Raw genomic sequence first — 18489 nt, forward strand, 5'->3', positions numbered from 1 at the left:
TTTCTACTTCCAACTTTTTCTTTTCTGACCGCTCATTTTTTCCCTCGGATTTCTGGTTGGAACGCCTTAATATCTTTTGCAATCTCCCCACTCAGCAACAGCATACAGATCAGGTTCGGGATTGCCATCAATGCATTTGCAATATCCGAGAAATTCCAGACCAGACTCAGAGTCTGTGTACATCCCACATATACGACCATCGAAAATACCACACGATAGATCATGTTATATCTGTGAGTTCCCAGCAAATATTCAAACGCTTTTTCTCCGTGATACTCCCATCCTAAAATCGTGGAAAATGCAAACAGCGTGATTCCAATCGTCACAAGCCATCCGCCTGCCGAGCCCAGAATCGTCTCAAATGCGGCGATCGTCACATCGGAACCTGTCAGCAGTTCTCCCGCCGCATCGGTCATTCCAAGTACACCGGACGATGCAATCGCCAGTCCGGTAATCGTGCAGACAACGATCGTATCCCAGAAGGTTCCGGTCATGTTGATATAGCCCTGCCGCACCGGATTATCGGTCGTTGCCGCTGCTGCCGTGATCGCTGCCGAGCCCATTCCTGCTTCATTGGAGAATACACCTCGTGCCACACCGAATCTCATCGCGCTCATCATAGATGCTACGATAGAACCACACATTCCGCCGCCGACTGCCTTGACAGAAAATGCCATTTTAAAGATCATAGCCAAACCTGTCGGAAGATTGGACAGATTTCCGAGAATCACGATTACTCCGCAGATCACATAAAAAATCGCCATCACCGGTACGACAACCGATGATACTTTTGAAATGGATTTGATACCGCCCACAATGATCAGCAAAGATAAAATCGTAATGATAATTCCAGTCATCCAGGTTGGAACGGCAAAGGTCGCATGTAAGGCACTGGCAATGGAATTTCCCTGCGTCATGTTTCCGATACCAAAGGATGCAATCACTGCAAACAACGCGAACAGCCACGCCAATGTTGCTCCGAATGTTTTATTTTTCAGCCCCTTTTTCATGGTATACATCGGGCCTCCACTCATCTCACCTTTAGCGTTGACCTCGCGATACTTAATTGCCAACATACATTCACTGAATTTTGAAGTCAGGCCGAAAGCTGCCGAAATCCACATCCAGACCAGTGCCCCAGGGCCACCGGAGACCATGGCTGTTGCCACTCCTACAATGTTACCGGTACCAATGGTTGCCGCAAGAGCCGTCGTCAGTGCCGAGAATGGGGACACATCGCCCTCGCCTCTGCTCTTTGTCCTGGCTTCTTTGCTCAGCGTGTTTTTCAACGCATAACCCAGATTTCTCCAGGTCAGAAATCCGGTCCGAATCGTCAGGAACACTCCGGTTCCTACCAATAGAAGCAGCATCACCGGTCCCCAGACGAAATCATCCACTGCCGTTACGATTGCATTTAAATTTTCCATACCCTCACCTTTCTTCCTTCTGCTTTCTCCATCTTTCACTACATGTTCCGGGATTGTATGCGGTCGTCAAGGGCTTAAGCAAACTTAGACTTTGGCTCGTCGCTTCGCGTAAAAAGACTGTGTCCTGACACATTCCGTCGCCTGTGGCGGTCACACGACAAAAAAGAGCCATGTTTTGAACAACATCGCTCTTCTTCTCCATGTATTGATTTTTCTGTATTATACGTTCAAATCGGCCTTCTTGTCAAGCCTGAATCTCTATTTCTATTCCCAGAATTTTCCCGGCAGTTGCCGGATCGTTACCGTTCAAACCACGGCTGATCGCTACGCTGATCAGTCATGAGGATGCGAGTTTTGGCTTGAATGCGTTGCGTCTTTCTGGTTCATAATCAGCATCTGCAGACGATTCTCCACATTTGCAAAACTTACATCCGGATCGTAATCCAATGGCAGGATCTGCGCGTCCAGGTAAAGTTCTTTTAATCTTTTTGAGATACCTCTGCCCACCACATGATTCGGCAAACAACCAAACGGCTGTAAGATCACGAAGGTCCGGCAGCCTTCCTCTGCATGGTGTAAAATCTCTGCCGGAATCAGCACGCCCTCTCCCGCATCAAAGGCAGCTATCTTTGTGGTGGTAGACCCCACATCTACACCGACAAGAACTGCCTCCTGCTTTTCCTGCTTTTCAACCATGTTTTATCTGTTTCCTAGTAATTCTCTTCATAATATAATGGAATTCCTCTCCATTTTCCATTCCATTATATTATCCCTCTGAATTCCGAAATTCAACATTTTTTTGAAAAGTGTTCAGATTCGGACATTTTAAAACAGTCTGCAAATTCATTATCATCCTGGCAAACTTCCCTCCAAACACAACCGCCCAAACCCCTCCCGGTTATCCGGCACCCGCTCCATCTCCGGCAGCGCCTTCGCCCCTCTTCTTAAATAAGCTTTCACCTTTTCCCCATATAAAAAAGGATCATTTCCGCGCACAATCCCCCATTCCATCAAAAGAGCTGCACTGCCCGTTACAAAAGGTGTCGCGAAGGAGGTCCCGCTGAATTCCCGATAAATCCCGGCGGATGCCAGAGTTACGACTCCCACTCCCGGCGCACACAGATCGGGCTTCCATCCTCCGATCGCTGTTGTTTCTTCCGCACGCACGAGCTGACTGACACTTCCTCTTCCCGAGAAATCTGCATAAGACAGTGTCCGGGCATCGTAAGCGCCCACCGTGATCACCCTCTGCGCTGTGGACGGGATGGTCAAAGTTGTATTCTGCCGTGGAAATAAAAAGGCAGTTTCCCGATTCAACACCGCCTGTGACGGCAGCCAGAATGCCACCGTTCCCAGCACAAGCTTTCGCGGAATCAGATAAATTTTCCAGATTCCATCCGCTACGTATGCATTTGCCGACAGAAAATCCAGATAAATCTCCTGGTTGGTACTGTACGGACTGGGTTTCCCGTAGTACAGCAGGATTTCTGTGCCATCCAGCGTCAGCCGCTGCGTTCCGAGTCTTTCCTGAATCGGCCCTGCTCTTTGACCGGACGGACTCTCCAGTACAATCTCGATCTCATCTGTATAATTTTTCCAGATCTGCACATTCAACACCGGTTCTCCTGCCGATACCGCAAACTGTACCTCCTGCGAGCGGCCCGTTTCCAGTTGAACAGCCGTATGTCCTGCAGAATTCCCCTCATTTCCGCTGCCCACACAGATCACAGATTTCCAATAATTTGATAAATCATCTATAAAACGCTCCAGTAAACTATTTCCATCATGTGCTCCATAAGTATTTCCGAAACTTAAATTCACTGCCACCGGACGCCTGTACTCCAGAGCCTTTTCTACTACATAATTTAATCCCATCATCAGTTCGGTGGTTCTGGGAAACCCTTCCTGTCTTGCATTTCCAAGCTTCACCACCAGCAGATCCGATTCCGGTGCGACTCCTGCATAAGCAGTTCCACGCCCTCCCCCATTTCCGGCTGCGATCGCTGCAACCGGAGTCCCGTGTCCCGAAAAATCCGAACTTGGAATCCTCTGCCTTCGTTCTTCCGGATTCTGCAACCGAAGCGCCTCGTCAATCTGCACCTTTGTGTATTCCGTTCCCCTCCCGTAACCTTTCGGCGGATTTCCCGGTATCGTCTGATCCCATAAATTTAAAATCCGGGTACTCCCGTCTTCATGACGAAAGTCCCGGCTTTCATACGCAATTCCGCTGTCTAATACAGCCACCAATACGCCCCGTCCTTTTAAATTGCTCCTTCCTGTTCCCTCGCGATCGTTGCCTCTGTCTTCTGTGCTTTCCGACTGCAACGGAAAGATACAGGAGGCTGCACGTCCTGCTGCCACCTGAAAAAACAATCGTTTTGGTTTTTCAATATATTCAATTTCCGGAATCTCAGACAAACGGTCGATCTGAGATTCTTCGATCAGAATCACTGCATATTCATTGAGAAGTTCTGTTACGGATGCTCCAAGGGCTCGAACTGCTTCAAGGCTTCCCGAATATTTTACGATCAGTTCCCATGTTCGCTCCGCCGGTTCATAGCCCACATCCAGTTCCAAAGAACGTTCTCGTTCCTCCGCCGTCGCATCCAGCGCAAGATTTAACAGATTTTCTATCTTCTGATCCTGCAAATGCTTCACCTGCTTTACACAGCTCTTCCTTCATCCTATGCTGATTGCAGGTCTTTCGTGCGTTCTGATTTCACAGATTCAGCTCACTGTAGTTTCACATTGCATTGCCCGGTTCATCCCTGTTTCCCGATTTTGATCATTTCCTTAATTAAATCCGATCAGTCTTCTCGCCACAGAATATGCCATCGAAGAAATCTTTCTTCCCGGACGTCCCGGAATATTCATGGTCTGACCAAGGATTCCGTACCGGATCCTTAAGAACGTCTTTCCGTCTCTGTCCTTCAGATACTGCCACAGTTCTCTCTTCTTTCTCAGGTTCTCCGGATTCTTAGAACGAATACAGAGAATCGAGGAAACCGTCATCATGATTGCCAGATAATTCAACATATATTTCCGCAGTTTCTTGCTCTTGATCTTCTTTAACTGGTACATATCGATCATGGATCTGGTCACAAACAACTGCTGGTCGATCCGGCTGATCATAACCTTTTCATTGACAGACTGGTCTTCTCTTCCGATATAATATCTGTAAAAATCCACATCAATATAATATAACGTCCGCACATGTGGCAACGGATAATATACATAAATATTGTCCACATAGAATGTATGTTTCGGCAAACGCAACTGGCAAAGTTTCAACAATTCTGTCCGATATAAAACAGAATGCATCAGAATGTACTGATCCAGATGGAATCTTCCGATATCATCCCATCGGAAAATCTCATTCTGCGGAAGCACATTTCGATAATGGATCACCTTTTTATGCTCCATTCCAACCTTTTCATAGACATAGTTGGAAATCACCATGTCCACTTCCTTCTTTTGCTCCACAAATGATTTCACCACATCCAGAATCTTGAACAGGGCTTCTTCGTCTACCCAGTCATCACTGTCCACTACTTTATAATACAGACCAGTAGCATGATCCAGTCCTACATTGACTGCATCTCCATGTCCGCCATTTTCCTTATTGACTGCCTTTACAATCGTCGGATATTCCTTCTCATAGCGTGCGGCAATCTCCGCAGTCTCATCCTTCGATCCGTCATTTACCACAATAATCTCTACGTCTTCTCCTGCCGGTAAAATAGACTGAATCGCATGTTCCATATATTCAGCGGAATTATAGCAGGGGATTGCAAATGATATATACTTCATTTTCTTTTCCTCTCAATGTCTTCATTTTCTCTTATCCATAGTCTCTCTGTCATTATACTTTACTCCCCCTGATTTTCCAACCCTCTTTTCGTTCACAATTTGTTCATTTGTCATTCAAAAAACTTTCATCTATTCCTCACGATTTCTTCATTTCTCTTCGATATACTAACATCATCAAATAAAGAAAGACCACTGACTAGTAAGCCTGCCAAGGCAATACTATTTTGAATAAACTTTTTCATAATACATGCCGGGAATCGCGAAAGCGGTTACCCGGCATCCTCCCTTTTCAGGGGAGTTTTTCTTTTTTATCCCTTTTTCTCAGACATAATCAAAAATACCCTGAATTGCATCTGTAATCTCAATGATCTCCCTCATTTTAATACAGGCAATCATAGAAAATCCTCTTTGCCGCATATCCAGCAGTGCCAGCTTTTCACACTGCACATATCCTTCCACCTCTTTTGTTTGTACTCGAATATGTAACGGACTCTGTGTTCCCGCTCTAAATATCGGACAACCTATGATTTCTCCGGTCTCATTAAAAAAATTCTTACTGACTACCAAAACCGGATGCCTTATCTTTTCAATCTTTATAATTTCGCCCTGATGTAACGCTTCTGTCATTACCAAACCTCTCTTCCGACCGGTTCGCCCCAGTCATATTCTCCGTCCAGGTTCAGTTCACCGCCAAACACCTCTGCACGTTCTTCCAGCGTCTTATGACGAAATGTTTTTTGCAAAATGATCTTTCCTTCTTTCACTTCAATATCAATCACTTCATCTACCTCCATATTTGCCGCTTCCAGTATTTGTTTTGGCAGGCGAACCCCCTGACTGTTTCCCCAATTTTTTATTTGTGTTTGCATAAAATCAACTCCTTTTGGTATATACATAGTATATACCAATCTCGCTGTTTCTGCAACCTTTGGCTGCACACACTTCTTCACTCGCTGATCAGACTCCTGATATTTCTTCACTTTTCTCATTCTTCTGCGCTTCTTCCCCTTTAAACCGCTCCTCATACTGCTTTAATATTTCAGACTCCGGAAACGCTTTCTTGCCTTCTTCAAATGTCGCCTTCGCCTGTTCCTTTTTATCCAATTCCAGTTCCAGCCGAATTTTCTGCGAATAAACTTCTTCTTTCAACGTTTCCGTGCACTCTGACTTTACCAGCGTTTCATACAAGGAAAGGGCTTCCTCTTTTCGTCCCTCTTCTTCATACGCCTTTGCCAGATCATAGGTTGTCTTCTGATACTCCTGATAAATCTGTTCCACGCCTGCCGGCTCCTTGGCTTTCTCCGCAAAGACCGCTTTCAGTTTCTCCTTCTGTAAATCGCCTTGCTCCGCTAAGATTACTGTCCCTGTCTTTTTGCTTTCCCCGATTCCTTGTATACTTCTTTCTGACGCTCCATGTTCTCCCGTCACTATCGATTCCTTTCTCAAAAATATCCCGACCAGGATGACTGCCGCAATTCCCGCAACTGCGAATCTACGTTTTTTCCTTCTGCTTTCAGCTTCCATATATCGCCCTCCTGATCGGTCTGATCGCCCAAAGCGTCTGTGTCTCTTTTCCTTTGGCAGATCTTTCAGCGCTTCTTTCAGGTTTCCATAGCGTTTCTTCTCTTCTGTCTGGAGACATTTCTGAATAAACCGGGTCAGTTGATACTCTTCCCAGAACCGAAATCCCGGCAGACTCTCTGTACAGGCAAGAAGGAACTGCACGGTTTTCCCCAGACCATACAGATCCACCGCTATTTTAGAATTTTCTCCGAAAGTCTGAACCGCACGCACAAAATGATGCCGCATGGAACGCTTCTGCATATTCTTCATCACGAACTCATTTTGCGGATCTTCCAGATTCAGAAGCATCACCTGATCCTCCCCCGTAATCAGTACGCTGTACGGATTCAGATACCGATAACACCGGATTTGCTCCGGATTTTCCCCGCTTCTCTGGTACAGGTCCAACTGCGTCACCAACTGACGAATCCATTTTATGACCCGTTCCTTTTCCATGCATTTTTCCTCCTGAATCCGATAGATCAGAAGAGTCCCCTCCACCTCGTCCACTGAGAGATGACCTACTCCGTCATGTTCCACTAATTTCCATACACCATAACTGCGCATACTCTGCATGCACATTCCTCCTTCCTGTTTGCACGCCCGAGAAATATTTTTAAAAGCGTGCTACACTACATTTTTCTTTGTTCTCGTTACTAAAAAATGGATTTCATGTGCGAGTCGCACAAGATGACGTAAGACCCTACGCCGTTTGAAATAAAACGATAAGAATGTTACTCTTGCGAGTACTATGATCATACGCGATTCCATAAAAAAATGCAAGCCTTTTCAGCCTGCATTTTCCCTTTTTCCCTTTATTTTCCGTTTTCCAGAAAAATCTTTCTCGTAATGAAATTATAAACCATCACGATCGCCGTTGCCCCGATCTTAGAGATCATATAGAAAATATGAAACTTGTCCACTGCAATCCACATGATCAGAGAATTAATCCCCAGCCCGATCACACTGAGTACGATAAAGACCGCAAAATCCTGTGTCTGGCTGCGTTCCCCGGATACGTTGAAGACCCATTTCACACTCATGATGTAATTAAAGATAACCGAAACCGTAAATGAAATGGCACTGGAGATCAGATAATTCAGTCCGCCTACTTCCGTCAGGAAGATCATGACGCCATAATCGATTACGAATGCACCACCTCCCACAAAGGCAAAGCGGATGATCTGTTGCATTAATGTTGTTTTGTTGTCCAAAGTCTTTCCCCTTACTCCGTTCTTTACAGCTCAGCCACTGCCTGAAGTGCAGCCTCGATTACTTTATCCATATCATAGTATTTATAGTTACCAAGTCTTCCACCGAAATGTATATTCTTTTCCTCTGCTGCCAGTTTCTGATATTCTGCAAATAATGCATCATTCTTTTCATTGTTGACCGGATAATATGGCTCTTTTCCTACGGTCCACTCGGAAGAATACTCTCTGGAGATCACAGTTTTCGGCTGGGTTCCGAATTCAAAATGCTTGTGTTCAATGATTCGTGTGTACGGAACTTCTCTTGCTGTATAATTGACAACCGCATTTCCCTGATAATTCTCGCAGTCCAGCACTTCTGTTTCAAACCGAACCATACGGTACTCCAGCGCTCCCAGCTTATACTGGAAATATTCATCGATCATTCCGGTAAAGATGATCTGATCTGCAATATCCGGATTTTCTTTTCTGAACTCGAAGAAATCCACACCGGTACGAACTTCACAGCCTTCCAGCATCTTTTCTACGATGGCAGTGTATCCTCCGATCGGAATTCCCTGATACCGGTCATTAAAATAGTTGTTGTTGTACGTAAAACGGAAAGGAAGACGCTTGATGATAAACGCCGGAAGATCCTTGCAGTCTCTTCCCCACTGCTTCTCCGTATATCCCTTGATCAGCTTTTCATAGACATCTTTTCCACCCAGAGACAATGCCTGTTCCTCTAAGTTTTTCGGCTCCGTAATGCCTGTCTCTGCCACCTGTTTTGCGATCATATCCTTGGCTTCCTGCGGAGTTTTGATATTCCACATTTTACTGAATGTGTTCATGTTAAATGGAAGATTGTACAGTTCATCTTTATAGATTGCAACCGGTGAGTTGATGTAGTTGTTAAATTCTGCGAACTGATTGATGTAATCCCAGATTTCTTTATTGGAGGTGTGGAAAATGTGTGCGCCATATTTGTGCACATTGATTCCCTCGATTTCCTCCGTATATACATTTCCTGCAATGTGATCTCTTCTGTCGATCACCAGACAGGATTTTCCTTTCTTGGTCAGTTCATGAGCCGCAACTGCCCCATACAGTCCTGCCCCAACGATCAGATAATCATACTGTTTCATGTTCTTTCTCCTTCTCTTTTTCACTCTCGTGTCTCTTTCCGACTCCCGCCTGACGCAACTGATTCAGTTCCAGTTCATACAACTGCCTGTGTTTCTTCACGATCACATCCAGGATCACCCCACAGATCCACATCAGTGATCCGATGGTTGCTGTCACTCCGCATACGATCACGGTCGGGAACTTCCTGACCAGCCCGGTCTTAAAATACTCCAACAGAACCGGTACAAAAAATACCAATGCAATGATCCACAAAATTCCTGAGATCCAGGAAAAGAAGTGGAACGGTTTGTACTCCTTAAACAGAGAAGCAATGGTTTTCAGCACCTTAAATCCATCAGAAAATGTATTCAGCTTCGATTCACTTCCCGCCGGTCTGTCGCGGTAAGTCACCGGGATCTCTTCGATCAGAAAGTTCTTATCTACTGCATGGATCGTCATCTCTGTCTCGATCTCAAACCCTTTGGATAATACCGGGAAAGATTTGACGAACAGCGGGCTGAATGCACGATAGCCCGTCATAATGTCCCGGATATCATTATGGAATAATTTATTGATCAGATCTCTTACAATCCGATTTCCGAAATTGTGGAACGGACGCTTATTTTCCGTAAAATAAGTAGAAGACAGTCTGTCTCCAACCACCATATCCACGCCCTTTTCCAATACAAGATTTACCATTTCCCTTGCATTTTCCGCCGGATAGGTATCATCTCCGTCGATCATCAGATAGCAGTCCGCATCAATATCACGGAACATGCTCCGAATCACATTTCCTTTTCCCTGTCGATACTCATATCGCACAATCGCACCCGCTTCCCGGGCAATCTCATCGGTATGATCCGTGGAATTGTTATCATACACGTAGATATCTGCCTCCGGAAGTGCTGTCTTGTAGTCCTCCACGACCTTTCGGATCGTCAGACTCTCATTATAGCAGGGAATCAGCACTGCAATTTTATTCATTTTGTTTCTCCTGTGTCTTTCTAAACCTTTCAGCTTTTCGTTTTATTGGAACGTTGCCTGATTTGCATAATTTACTGCAATATAAGTCTTTCCTCTGTTGATCGAGATTTCCTGACCGTTTTCATCATAGAATCTCAGTCTGGACCACTCATTATTGGCCTCTTTTGCCCAGTGAATCTTCTGGATTCCGCCATTGGAAATATAATATCCTGTGGAATCCATACCTCCCTGCCAGTCTAACTCTTTATGTCCCACATCATCCCGGACAGAGATTGAAGTTTCCAACACGAACACATTGGTAAATGCCAGTTGATTTCCTGTCTTTCCGTCGATCTGCGGTTCTCCGGAATTATCCTTTTTATAGGTCTTGCTCGCTTCATCATAAGTCAGTGTCGCGGACTGTGCCCCGAAATTGATGTCCACTTTCGTACAATCTCCACCGGCTGGTTTCAACTGTTCACTCATTCCGTTAAACCGGAATGCAGTATCCTTCTTATCATCCGCCAGATCCGTACGCTTTCCTTCCGCCTGTACCACAGAAGCAAATCTGGTTCCGTCAAAATATCCGGTGTGTTCCAGAGGATATCCTGCTTTCTGCCGTTCCTCATCTCTTCCAAACAATCCCCCGGATTATTCATTCCATCGTACTGATCCAATCCCAGAGACTGTAAATAGTCTGCAATACTGTCATCGATTCCCCAGTTTACATAAAAGGCATCAAATCCCTGTGAAAATGCCGGGAAATAATAACGGCAGCTACGAATCGCGCAGATCTTAGGCAGCTTCGTATAGTCTGCATACAGTGCCATAAACCGAGTCTGATCTCCCTCCACCGGGATTTCAAAGATCACATCTGCCTGTTCCACACCGTACTGCGGCATTGCCGCCGGAATATTATTGACCATCACTGCCACCGGACGTTTTCCAATGGCTTCTTCGCTCAAGTCTCCCAGACCTGTCAGCAGATTCTGATTGGCCGGGATCTCTTCTTCCGGTTCTTCCTCTACCTTCGGTTCCTCTTTTTCCACTTTCGTTTCTTTCTTCGGTTCCTCTTTTTTCGAGCAAGCCGGAAGCAGCGTCGCTGCCATCAGTACCGCTAACAAGATACATACTTTTCTTTTCATAGATTTCGTCCTCCCATACTGTCCTTTATTATAACTTCCCATCCGTTTTATTGCAACACATAGCCCAGACAACAGGCAGACAGATCAACAGCGGATACCCGTATCGGAAGACCACCACCGGAGACAACATCAACGTTCCCCACAGTCCGATCAACAAAAAAAACGGCACCGCCATCTCATAACGCTTCTTCCGGATACAGACGATGATCCCGACCACAATCAGCCAAAACGCAGTGGCCGCGCTGTAAAGCAGGGAAAGCAGCGGAATTCGGTTATAGCTTCCCGCTTCCGTCATTTTCTCATAGAACCAGTCCAGCCCTTTTCCCACCGGAGTCTGCCGGATAAAGATCTGATGTTCCCAGGAGATCCCCACCTGATCCAGGTCTGCTCCGTGATACGGGATATACGGTAGATAGGTGTCCGGATTGGGATAATACGCAAACGGATTCCAGAACCCTTCATTGGTTGCCAGGAACGCCTCCACATAAACCACCGGGCACTTTAATCCCACCTGAATCCACAACTTTACAAACCGCCCCGGATCCATTTCAAACAATTGAACATTGAATGTATCTTTTGCCGGATCTGCCACCGCCGAAATGTATTTAGAATAATCCGGAATATAAGCCTCCACCTGTGCCTGCTGTTTCTCCGTCAGTTCTTCCGGCGCATCCACCATCACACGGGACAACTGCTGGATCGGCACACACAGCATTTCCGCACTGCTTCCCTTTGTGATGCCCAGACGCTCGTAAACCGGTCCGGTAAAGATTCCCCAGAGCACCACCACCGACAATCCAAGTGCCAGTACACGTTTCCAGTATTTCCGACAGACAATCAGCATAGACGGCAGTGTAAACAGGAAAATGTAGATTCCCGTATTTCGAAATCCGCACATCAGAAATGTCAATATCACATACTCCACCGCCTGTTTCCAGGATGCAAAAAATGATTTCTGATCTTTGACCATCTCGTAGGTTTTCCACACTACCAACAGGAAAAATCCCGCAAAAATCGTATCTTTTGTCGTCGTTACGGCAGAAATGCTGTGGTACGGCATCAAGGCAAAATATGCCAGTACCATCCACCACACGATTTTTCCGGATCCGCCCTTTCCAAACCTGTCTTTCAGTCGATACAGCACATATGCATATACGAAAGAAAGGAACAGCATCTGCAAAACGGCGAGAAGCGCAACGCCCGCCTCATAAGATCCCAGTATCTGTTTTCCAAGTTTCAGGCATCCGCCCAGTAAATAGGTATGAAGGATCGGATGATGGGCACTGATCGTTCCTTCCAGATACCACTTCATCTGAAACACATTGTCCACCACAAAAACCCCCGGCCACGCAGCCAGAAGTCCCGGTATCCACGCCAGAAACATCAAGCCCCATATCCAAATCCACGATTTCTTTTTGTTTTTCATCCCGCCTCTTCCATTCTGATTCTACCTGTCTCTCATAACTGTGTCTTTCTATATTAGGTGATTCCTACTTTTTGCTGCCTGCTTACTCCTTACATTTTCTTTGTTTCCCATGTTTTTCCAATGTAAGCCACACTCCAAATACGAATACAGCTCCAAGTGACAACACCCGTCCGGTCCGAACACCCGGTACCTCGTAGACCAGTTTTACTTCATTTTCTCCCTGTGTCACCGGAATCACGCTCAGCGCATTGGCTCCTTCTCTGATCCGGACCGACTCTCCGTTGACCCAGGCTTTCCATCCCTCATCGTAAGGAATGGTAAGCAACAGATTTCCTTCCGGCTCCTTACATTCATAAGTTCCTTCTACCCGTCCGTCTTTAAACACCTCCGGTTCGAATCCATTTTTTTTCAGACGATCCGTCACCTGCTCCAGCGTTTTCAAATCCAATTGATAGAAGGATCCGTCCACATCCTCTGCCGTTCCCGCGTAATCCGTAAAGGAAACCGTATGCGGCTGTTCCGATTCTCCCACTGCAAACACCAGATAACTAAGCCAACAGGAATACTTACAACGATACGTTCCATCCACATAAAGTGTGGTGTTCAGCTCCCCGATCTTCGACTCTACATCTCCGTAGAGTAAGCTGCCCTCGCCCAATGCCGGGAACTGATAAGATAAGACTCCGTCCTGTACCACCGGTTCTGCCTCAATTTTTTGGAACAACTCCACGTTTTCTCCCAACAACTTCGAATACAACTGATTCTGAAATTCGAAAGGATTGCCCGGCTCCGTCCAGTCAAAGACCTGATCCGAAACGCCCATGCCAATTCCCAGTGCGTAAGGATTCTCATAGACCTGTTTCTCATTGACCGTTCCGAGACGCTCCACCTTCTGAAGTCCCAAAAGATCCTGTCTGGACAATACATAACGGATTCCAAACAGAGCATCCGCCGGCAGAATCGGCTCCGTGTAAATGCTCAGATCATAAGTCGAAGAATATCCCAGATCATGAATCATATCGCTGATGTTGGTATCATAGGTTGAAGAATAATGGGAAATCCCGTGATAACCATATGCCATGGAATCATTCAGATACGCAGAACAATGGCTCTCCTCATTGTACCGCTTGGACACCGTTTCCATCCTGTAAAATGTCGAAGGTTTCGCAGATTCCTTTACCAGATCCGCCTGAACCTTTGCTTCCTTCGCATAAGTCTGATACGCTTCCACCGATGGATTCCAGCCATAATTAAATGCAAAAGTAATCACACCGTTTGCCACCAATTCTGCTCCCAGCAGAATACTCAAAGCACACCATCTCGCCCGATCCTGCTTCAGAATCAAATAAATCAGTACATAAAGGATCAAGCTGATCATCGTCGCATAAAACGTCTTAACCTCATAACCTTTCCACAGGTGTGAGGCAAGAAAAGCGATCAAAATTCCGCCGAAAATTGCCGCCATCTTCCGGTTTTTCTTCCAGATTCCACCGTGTTTCTTTTCTTTTTGCTCTCCAATCGCTTCTTCTGATTTTTCCCACACAAGGATTCCCCTGGCCGCCAGATAAAGCACCAGAAAGATCACCACAAAACTATAACGGAACCGGAAGCTTGCCACATGGCGCACCCCGCTCCAAATGCAGTCCAGCGGCACAAACCAACAGCTTGCAAACATGAACAATACCGCGACTGCCGATAAGATCTTTTTCTTTTTCTCCACGCTCTTTGCCAGAAAATAGTACACGAAAAAGCCGAAAAACAAAAGCCCGCAATATAAAGACACCGTTCCGGCAATGGTTCCCACGCCGAATCCCCGGAAAATGTCAAAAAAGGAATCATAAAATTCCGGTGCAAAAATCGTAGGATCCCAGACAGATTTTCCTTTCTGCAATCCCTTGAAAACCGGATAGAACACCACCATACTTCCAAACAGCCCCAACAGCATGACACCGGCGCACTGGAAACTGTCCAAAAAGAAGCGTTTCCATTTTCCGGATGCAGATTCTTTAAATAACATCAGAATCCGCTCGTACAGATAATAGCAGACACCGAACAGACAGATCATATATCCGGTATACCAGTTAATCATAATGGAAAACGCCACGCACAAGAACAACGGCACTTTCCGTTTTTCCGTTACAAACCGGTAAATCGAAAGCAACAGAAGGGGCAAAAAGATCACGCCGTCCAACCACATAATATTGGAACACTGAAGCATGGTATACTGCATCAGACCATATCCAACAGACAGACCTGCGGATGCGAAAAGAGAGAGCTTTTCAAATCTCCCTCTCATAAATGCAAATGACGTCACTCCGGCAGTTCCCATTTTTAACATGGTGATCAGGAAGACAAACAGCGGTAAATGTTCTGTATCAAAGAATACCACCAGAAGGTTAAACGGACTTGCCAGATAATATCCGAACAATGCCACCAACGAACCTCCCAGTGATTTGGAGAAAGAATACCCAATCTGTGCCTTTCCCAGCAGCACATCCCGGTAAAACGCAAAATAATCCACATACTGGATGTCCTCATCCCAGAGCAGATTTAATTTGTCCCCAAATGGATAAAGCCCACTCAGTGTCTGAATCACCATATATAAAATTGCGATTGCGGCAAACACAAGGATTGCCGCAAAAAGAGTCCTTCTTTTCTTTTTATTCATTTGTCTGGTTTCCTTTTGCATCCACATTTGTCTCTTTACAGATATAGATCGGGCGCTTCTTCGTTTCCAGATAGGTCTTGGACAGATACATGCCCAGAATTCCCATGCAGAACAACTGAATTCCACCCAGCATCAGTATAATACAGGTCATAGACGGCCATCCTGCCACCGGATCCCCGAAACATAAGGTTTTTACCAGAATCACAACCAGGAAAATAAATGCCACACAGCAGAAAAAGATTCCCAGTACTGATGCCAGTGCCAGCGGCGCCGTAGAAAATCCGATAATCCCTTCAATACTGTAAAGCAACAGCTTCCAGAACGACCACTTTGTTTCCCCCGCACGTCGTTCCACATTTTCAAATTCGATCCATTTTGTCTGAAATCCGACCCAGCCGAAAATGCCTTTGGAAAACCGGTTGTACTCTTTCATATCCAGAATTGCTTCCATAAACTGTCTGGTCATCAGACGGTAATCTCTGGCACCATCCATGATCTCTGTGGTAGAAATCCTGTTCATCAGCCCATAAAAGCGACGGGCGAAGAACGATCGTACCGGTGGTTCTCCCTTTCTGGTCACACGACGGGTAGCCGCAGAATCGTAGCCCTCTTCCTTAATGGCATGAATCATTTCCGGCAACAGCTCCGGCGGATCCTGAAGATCTGCATCCAACATAGCGATATAATCACCGGAAGCATGTTCAAATCCGGCATAAATCGCTGCTTCCTTTCCAAAATTTCTGGAAAACGAAATATATTTCACTCTGGAATCTTCGGTCGCAAATCCCTTTACGATCTCAAGTGTCCGATCTTTGGAACCGTCATTGACGAAGATGACTTCCAGAGCATACTCCTTTAATTTCTCCGCTATCTCGCAAAACGCCTGATAAAAATAAGGTAAAACTTCTTCCTCATTATAACAAGGTACGATCAACGAAATCTGTTCTTTTACCATTCCTGTCTTCCTTTCCGTTTCCAGAGCAGATATCCGATCCATCCCAGGATCGTCAGCAGACTCACCACTTCTCCCACTCTGTATATCTTTCTTCCTTCAAACCGGACTTCCAGGTGTCCGGCTGTTTTTCCTTTCGGAAGCTGTACCTGCACCTGATGGCTGGCACTTTCTGTCGTTTTCAGTGCTTCTCCATCTAAATATACTCCATGGAGCTCATAGTTGTAAATTGGAAGTTGTAAAACAGTGCCCTCTTTCGCTTCTTTCAGATCCAGAGAGAACTCCACGCCCTTCCGTTCATAATGTTCTATCGTAAGCGGCTGATCCGATTTCACTGTATCCCCCTGCGCCCACAGTTCATCCAACGGCGTGTCTTCCTGATAATAGTCCAAGACATCCGTATCAAAACTGGTCAGATTCCCTTTTCTCTGCAACAACACTTTCCCGTCCAGATATTCATCCACACAGTGCACCGACATAACGAAGGTCAATACCACCAGCACTCCCGCTATCATCTGGCGTCTGTCCTTCAAAAGTTCTATCACGGCGATCGCTGTTACCACCGATAAAAACAGAGACGCATATGCCAGAAATCTCCACGGGAACTGAATCAGTCCCAGAATGCTGTACAGCCAATCCGTATCCTTCACCACGTTCCACGGAAAGGCACTGGAACACAGATAACAACTGACGATTCCAAATCCCAGACAAACATTACCGATTCTCTTTACCCAGCTGTCTAAAGACTTCCGATAAAATGCATAGTAACTGTACACAAAGATTCCCAGCAACAAGACTGGTCCGATGGAAATAAACAACTGCCGGTTCACCACCTCTGTTGTGGAAGATCCTTCATATTCCACGAACAATCGGAAAATATCTCCGATTTCCAGTGCACTGTTCTGCATATCCGTCCCCTGGCCTTTGATATAATAATCATCTCCCACATGGCTCAGGAACGGAATGAGAAACCAGAGATTCAACAGGATTGTCATGCCCGCCGCTTTTCCCATGGCAAGCATTCGCCGGCCCAGATTTTTCGGTGTTTCTGTTTTTCTGTACAGCCGGTACGGAATGAAAATCAGAACACCGGCTGCCACAAACAGCACACTGATCTCCACGCTGATAATATGGCTCTGGATAATCCCCGTTGCTGCCAGAACTGTGATCCACCATTTTTTCTGGTCACCGCAGATCAGTTCATACACGCCCCAAAGCAATAAAGGCAGGAAAATCTGCGCCAACATTTCTCCCACAGCCGCTCTGCAATACATATTAACCAGCCGATACGGATTCAACAGATATAACAGCATACAGCACAGTCCCATCCGGTCCGATCTCAGCAAATTCCGGAAACTGACATACCCCACACATGCCACTGCCAGATTGATCAGAATCATCAGAAATTTATAACTGGTCATCAAGGAAACGCCCAACATACAGAGGATTGCCGGAATATATAAGAATAATTCCGGATACAGCATGTCCACTGAAAATCCATACCCCGGCATAAAAGCCGTACTCAGCCGCACCGGGAACTGACCGCTCTCCATCGCTCCGGTCATTCCGATGATCCGCTCCAGGTGGAACCCAATATCATGTCCCGTATTCAGAAATCCGCAGAAATACGGCATCGACGTCAGCAGACCACTGAGCAGCACCACCGCCCAGGATCTCCAGTCCTTCCAGTCCGGCATCAAAATGCAACTAACAAATGCCAATACCATCATACTGATCCAGATCAACAGATAATCCGGTCTGTGATTGTTCTGGAGTTTCATGATCCAGTATCCCATCTGGACATTCGGATCTTTGGTCGTAACAGAAAGGGTCAGCTTTCTGCTGGCCTTTGACAACGTAAAGAACTCCGTCGGACCGCTTTCTCCATCACGTAATGTTCCCGAAGCGACCACCTTCCCGATCTGGTTCTTCCCATTATCCTGTTCCAGATCCAACAATTCATATTCCAGATCTGCCTCTGAATGATAGACCACTTCCAGAGAATATTCTCCTTTACTGACCTTCTCCGTAAAACATTCCATCCGCCAGGTACCATTCCCCTGATCCTGCCAGGCAAAGGTTGCCGGATCATCCAGCATCCCTTCCCAGTGTTCCCGGTTGTTTTTATACATTCCAAACACCAACACCGTAAGAATCACCGACAGAATCAAAAACGGCTTCCATCTTTTCCGTAATTTCAATCTCATTTTACAGTCCCAT

The 18489-nt window shown here is 45.9% G+C and carries 16 protein-coding genes; all 16 read right to left on the reverse strand.

Translation table 11 applies throughout. The features are described 5' to 3' along the window. Positions 1-32 precede the first annotated feature (32 nt). On the reverse strand, positions 33-1427 hold the full coding sequence (locus KGMB01110_RS04465) for an alanine/glycine:cation symporter family protein (RefSeq protein ID WP_119297690.1): 1395 nt from the start codon (positions 1425-1427) through the stop codon (positions 33-35). Between the two features lie 333 nt (positions 1428-1760). Further along, on the reverse strand, positions 1761-2123 hold the full coding sequence (locus KGMB01110_RS04475) for a hypothetical protein (protein ID WP_243112665.1): 363 nt from the start codon (positions 2121-2123) through the stop codon (positions 1761-1763). Positions 2124-2276: 153 nt separating this feature from the next. Continuing rightward, positions 2277-4076: a S8 family peptidase gene (locus tag KGMB01110_RS04480; protein WP_119297692.1), complete on the reverse strand. Its 1800-nt coding sequence runs from the start codon at positions 4074-4076 to the stop codon at positions 2277-2279. A gap of 144 nt (positions 4077-4220) precedes the next feature. Further along, positions 4221-5237: a glycosyltransferase family 2 protein gene (locus KGMB01110_RS04485; protein WP_117889007.1), complete on the reverse strand. Its 1017-nt coding sequence runs from the start codon at positions 5235-5237 to the stop codon at positions 4221-4223. 321 nt (positions 5238-5558) lie between these two features. After that, entirely contained in the window at positions 5559-5864 is a 306-nt protein-coding gene (locus KGMB01110_RS04490; RefSeq protein WP_119297693.1) for a type II toxin-antitoxin system PemK/MazF family toxin, read from the reverse strand. After that, positions 5864-6106 carry an AbrB/MazE/SpoVT family DNA-binding domain-containing protein gene (locus KGMB01110_RS04495; RefSeq protein ID WP_119299081.1) on the reverse strand — a complete coding sequence of 81 codons (243 nt, stop codon included), beginning with the start codon at positions 6104-6106 and terminating at the stop codon, positions 5864-5866. The genes KGMB01110_RS04490 and KGMB01110_RS04495 overlap by 1 nt, the downstream gene beginning before the upstream one ends. 88 nt (positions 6107-6194) lie before the next feature. Next, a complete protein-coding gene (locus KGMB01110_RS04500; RefSeq protein ID WP_119297694.1) occupies positions 6195-7376 on the reverse strand; it encodes a hypothetical protein in 1182 nt (393 codons plus the stop codon). 239 nt (positions 7377-7615) lie between these two features. Further along, positions 7616-8014: a GtrA family protein gene (locus tag KGMB01110_RS04505; protein WP_243112667.1), complete on the reverse strand. Its 399-nt coding sequence runs from the start codon at positions 8012-8014 to the stop codon at positions 7616-7618. Between the two features lie 23 nt (positions 8015-8037). Beyond that, the gene (gene glf / locus KGMB01110_RS04510) at positions 8038-9135 is read right to left on the reverse strand and encodes a UDP-galactopyranose mutase (RefSeq protein WP_117602671.1); all 1098 of its coding nucleotides are present in this window, start codon (positions 9133-9135) and stop codon (positions 8038-8040) included. Continuing rightward, a complete protein-coding gene (locus KGMB01110_RS04515; protein ID WP_119297695.1) occupies positions 9122-10099 on the reverse strand; it encodes a glycosyltransferase family 2 protein in 978 nt (325 codons plus the stop codon). Before KGMB01110_RS04515 ends, glf begins: the two co-directional genes overlap by 14 nt. Before the next feature lie 42 nt (positions 10100-10141). Further along, entirely contained in the window at positions 10142-10564 is a 423-nt protein-coding gene (locus tag KGMB01110_RS15250) for a DUF3048 C-terminal domain-containing protein (RefSeq protein ID WP_243112669.1), read from the reverse strand. After that, the gene (locus KGMB01110_RS15255; RefSeq protein ID WP_243112671.1) at positions 10561-11223 is read right to left on the reverse strand and encodes a DUF3048 N-terminal domain-containing protein; all 663 of its coding nucleotides are present in this window, start codon (positions 11221-11223) and stop codon (positions 10561-10563) included. The genes KGMB01110_RS15250 and KGMB01110_RS15255 overlap by 4 nt, the downstream gene beginning before the upstream one ends. Before the next feature lie 28 nt (positions 11224-11251). Further along, positions 11252-12649 carry a DUF6020 family protein gene (locus KGMB01110_RS04525; RefSeq protein WP_119297696.1) on the reverse strand — a complete coding sequence of 466 codons (1398 nt, stop codon included), beginning with the start codon at positions 12647-12649 and terminating at the stop codon, positions 11252-11254. An 82-nt stretch (positions 12650-12731) separates the two neighbouring features. Then, positions 12732-15317 carry a YfhO family protein gene (locus tag KGMB01110_RS04530; RefSeq protein WP_170141688.1) on the reverse strand — a complete coding sequence of 862 codons (2586 nt, stop codon included), beginning with the start codon at positions 15315-15317 and terminating at the stop codon, positions 12732-12734. After that, a complete protein-coding gene (locus tag KGMB01110_RS04535) occupies positions 15310-16272 on the reverse strand; it encodes a glycosyltransferase family 2 protein (RefSeq protein ID WP_117602666.1) in 963 nt (320 codons plus the stop codon). The genes KGMB01110_RS04530 and KGMB01110_RS04535 overlap by 8 nt, the downstream gene beginning before the upstream one ends. Continuing rightward, positions 16266-18476, reverse strand: coding sequence for a glycosyltransferase family protein (locus tag KGMB01110_RS04540; protein ID WP_119297698.1), 2211 nt, complete (start codon positions 18474-18476; stop codon positions 16266-16268). The genes KGMB01110_RS04535 and KGMB01110_RS04540 overlap by 7 nt, the downstream gene beginning before the upstream one ends. Between the last annotated feature and the right edge of the window lie 13 nt (positions 18477-18489).

Source organism: Mediterraneibacter butyricigenes, from assembly GCF_003574295.1.
Lineage (GTDB): Bacteria > Bacillota > Clostridia > Lachnospirales > Lachnospiraceae > Mediterraneibacter_A > Mediterraneibacter_A butyricigenes.